This window comes from Limnospira sp. PMC 1279.21, assembly GCF_032349615.1.
GTDB classification, from domain to species: Bacteria; Cyanobacteriota; Cyanobacteriia; order Cyanobacteriales; family Microcoleaceae; genus Limnospira; species Limnospira fusiformis.
The window spans coordinates 1-3,195 of the sequence record NZ_JARPLU010000294.1 but is presented as its reverse complement, the minus strand read 5'-3'; the positions used below and the strand labels follow the sequence as shown (position 1 = coordinate 3,195).

Sequence of the window (3,195 nt, the reverse complement as noted above, 5' to 3'; positions counted from 1 at the left end):
CAATGCTATAGCTCCGAAAGTTGAGGTCATAAAGCAGGGGGTTGTAGCCCTGTTCCCAATGACAAAGGGGTATCCACATCACGAGCCGTATGAGGTGAAAGTCTCAAGTACGGTTTGGAATTGGAGTTGGGGAAGGCGACTTCCCTTTCGACCATAACAAAATGCTCTTACCGTGAACCATGATTACCTACTGTCCAAAATTCATTGTCCAAGCAGCCTGAAAAGAGACTTGAAACAATGGTTAAAAGCGGGTGTGCTAGATAACGGCGTATTCGAGGATACAGAAGCTAGGACTCCACTTGGAGGGGTAATAAGTCCAATACTCGCCAACATCGCACTGGATGGTATGAGTAGGGGTCGAGAATGGAGTCGCCTCCATCCCCTCCCATTCAGAACCGTGCGTGAAAGTTTCCCTTCACACGGCTCCTAGTCTGACTGTTCCATTGTTAAGGATACAGCTTTGGCGTTGTCTAACGCCGTTTTATCATCGTGACAGTGGCGGTGTAATAGTTGAAGATTCTTGTATTCATCCTTTCCACCTAGGCTTCGAGGTACAATGTGGTCTACTTCAATTAGGTCTGATGGGGTAATGTATTGCCCGCACCAGGCGCACTTGCCTTTTTGCTTTTTGAGTAGTTTTGCTACCCTGTTTGGCGTGTCGATTGCTTGTCCTTTCCTGGTTGCCCAGTAAGTCCAATTTCCGTCGTATGGTGTTGCGTCAGGGCGTATTATGGTATGTCTGACCAATGGAGTCCAGTTATGTTGCCATAATGTGAGTCCATCCTTAGTCTTGAATAACCAGGATTCATGTCTTTCTTTCCCATTGCTAAGTTTAACCGTTCCTTTATGGAAGTAGTTTCCTAGCTTTTCGTAACTTGCCTTTCCGCATCTTGAAATTGTCCATGCCCGTAACATTAACCAGACTATGCTATCCAGTTTATTAAAGGTTTCTGTTGAAACTACTGCTGAATAGTAGTTTGACCATCCCCTTATGATTGGGTTTAGTTTACCAATCAGGGCAGATTGAGGTGCTGTTTTATGTTGTTGAATTACACCTTTTATCACTTCTGTATGGGCTGTAACTGCTTTATTACTGGGTTTTATATAGGTTTTGTGACCGATTAATCGGCTGTTTCCTCCACCTGTTTTTCCAGATTTATACTTTCCTACTGGATATTGCCTGATATTAAAACCTAGAAAGTCGAACCCTGGTTCTTCTGTTTTGCCATTATACTCGATAGGATTGAGTGTGTGGCAGATTCGGGTCTTTTCAGGTTTTATTTCTAGTCCTACAGATTTTAACCATTCAGAAATAGCAGTTTTGCACTGTTCAATGATTCCTAAGTCTTTGGATATGACCACAAAATCATCGGCGTATCTTATTAGGTTGACCTGGGTGGTTGTCCCTTTATTTGGATACATTTCCTTAACTAACCTTTCCATTCTATCCAGTGCGATGTTGGCTAGGAGTGGACTTATTACCCCTCCTTGAGGTGTCCCTGAGTCTGTATCCTCGAATACACCGTTATCTAGCACGCCAGCTTTAAGCAACTGTTTCAGGTCTTTCTTTAGGCTGCTTGGACAATGAATTTTGGACAGTAGGTAATCATGGTTTATTCGGTCGAAACACTTTGCTATATCAGCATCCAACACATAATAACTACTATGTTTGATACATAGATAGATTCGTGCTATTGCGTCATGGGCTGACCGTCCAGGTCTAAACCCATAGCTTGTTCCTTCAAATCTTGATTCCCATTCGGGCTCAAGTGCCGACTTCACCAAGGCTTGCCTGGCTCTATCTTGGATTGTGGGTATTCCTAGAGGGCGTTTTTCATCCCTACCAGGTTTTGGAATCCACACCCGTCGCAGTGGTTTTGCTTTGAGGTTTCCCTTAATATTCTCAACAAGTTCAAACCTTTGTCTTGATGAGATTGCTCTCATTCCATCGACTCCAGCCGTTTTCTTGCCTTGATTATCTTGGAGGGCGGGTTTATTAAGCTGACTGTTGGGAAGCATGGCTGACCGTGGAACCCGCCCCTACAGTCGCACTGCTAAGAGTCGAGCATAATATGACTTCACCAATAGACGTTGCAACTTTCTAGCCTTTGCATCCTGTCCCGATTTAGCTGCTTGAAATATCCTCTTTTGGAGCTTGAAAACTTTTCTCTGAACTTTCGCCCAGGGAATAGCTTTCGATACAAACGCACGTCTTGATTGGTTTTGATTTCTCAAATCCTTTCTTTAAACTCGCTTTCGTCATAGTAACTCCTACTAGACTCTATTCTTTACAATCAAACCGTGACCCGTTAGCATATCCCTACCATTACAGTTGGGCGTTGGCTTCTGGTCACATCTCACATCCTCTAAGACTTGCGGTTACACTTATTCCTACTAATATCTCGACCAGATAATTAGAGTCTAGGAGGACTTAAAACGTTCCGTTTATATGGGCATTCCATCTTTAGACTTGTCCTCTCCACCGGGGTACTTTTAAAGGTCTGTGTAGGTAGAACTACTAGCCTCCTACTTTTCCCCTTGCTCTTTTGAACGCAGCGTATCAACCTGTTTCGCTACTCAATTTTTACGATGGTTCAAGCCGGACATTCAGTCTCCTTAATCATGGATGGTTGGCAGTGGTCGCCTCTGGTAGTAGGTTCTACTTCACGCCTTCCGTTCCCCGCTTCAGTCCCAGGGTTGTGAATCCTAAAACTGGGGGTGGCTATCGCCGTTACTCTCAACGCAATTGTTAAGGAATCATTAAGATTTCTAATTTAGCGTTTTGACCTTGAGTTCCCTGCCTTGTTTTGTATATTTCTATACCTAACGTTGGGACATATAAACAGTTATGGGATGGTCAGGGTACGAGTCCCTTATATTTCACCAAGGGGTGAAAGTCCCACTAGGAGGTTATTTCAGGCATTGCAGCCTTATTTGACTCCTAAACGTCTCGCACGGTAGGTTAATTGAAACAATCTATCCTAAGAAAAAGAAGGTGGTACAAGCCACAGTAGTGAGATACGCCGATGATTTTGTAGTGATATCACCATCACTAGATATCATTGAACAGTGCAAAACTGCTATTTCCGAATGGCTAAAACCTGTAGGATTAGAAATAAAACCTGAAAAGACCAGAGTGTGTCCTCAGTACAGGACAAAAAAGCTGAAAGTCTTAGCCAAAAGGGAATCTAGCCG

Annotated in this window: 3 protein-coding genes and 1 pseudogene; 2 read left to right on the top strand and 2 right to left on the bottom strand. The window is 43.5% G+C overall.

Annotated elements, in window-relative coordinates:
• Window positions 1-172: 172 nt before the first annotated feature.
• Window positions 173-355 (top strand): annotated as a pseudogene (locus P5683_RS23680) (RNA-dependent DNA polymerase); the annotation flags it as partial.
• A gap of 71 nt (window positions 356-426) precedes the next feature.
• Here P5683_RS23680 and ltrA read toward each other — a convergent pair.
• Both ltrA and P5683_RS26575 read right to left on the bottom strand, forming a co-directional pair.
• Complete coding sequence (gene ltrA, locus P5683_RS23675) at window positions 427-1,944, bottom strand: group II intron reverse transcriptase/maturase (RefSeq protein ID WP_396442761.1); 1,518 nt, start codon at window positions 1,942-1,944, stop codon at window positions 427-429.
• Between the two features lie 96 nt (window positions 1,945-2,040).
• Entirely contained in the window at window positions 2,041-2,235 is a 195-nt protein-coding gene (locus P5683_RS26575) for a reverse transcriptase N-terminal domain-containing protein (RefSeq protein WP_396442749.1), read from the bottom strand.
• A gap of 730 nt (window positions 2,236-2,965) precedes the next feature.
• On the opposite strand from P5683_RS26575, the gene P5683_RS23670 reads away from it, so the two are divergent.
• Window positions 2,966-3,195, top strand: a 230-nt coding sequence (locus tag P5683_RS23670) for a reverse transcriptase domain-containing protein (protein ID WP_315641121.1), incomplete at its 3' end; no start/stop codon positions are given.

Bases quoted from the DNA above. Each gene is read 5' to 3' on its own strand.
- ltrA (WP_396442761.1), bottom strand. From the start codon at position 1,944: ATGAGAGCAATCTCATCAAGACAAAGGTTTGAACTTGTTGAGAATATT.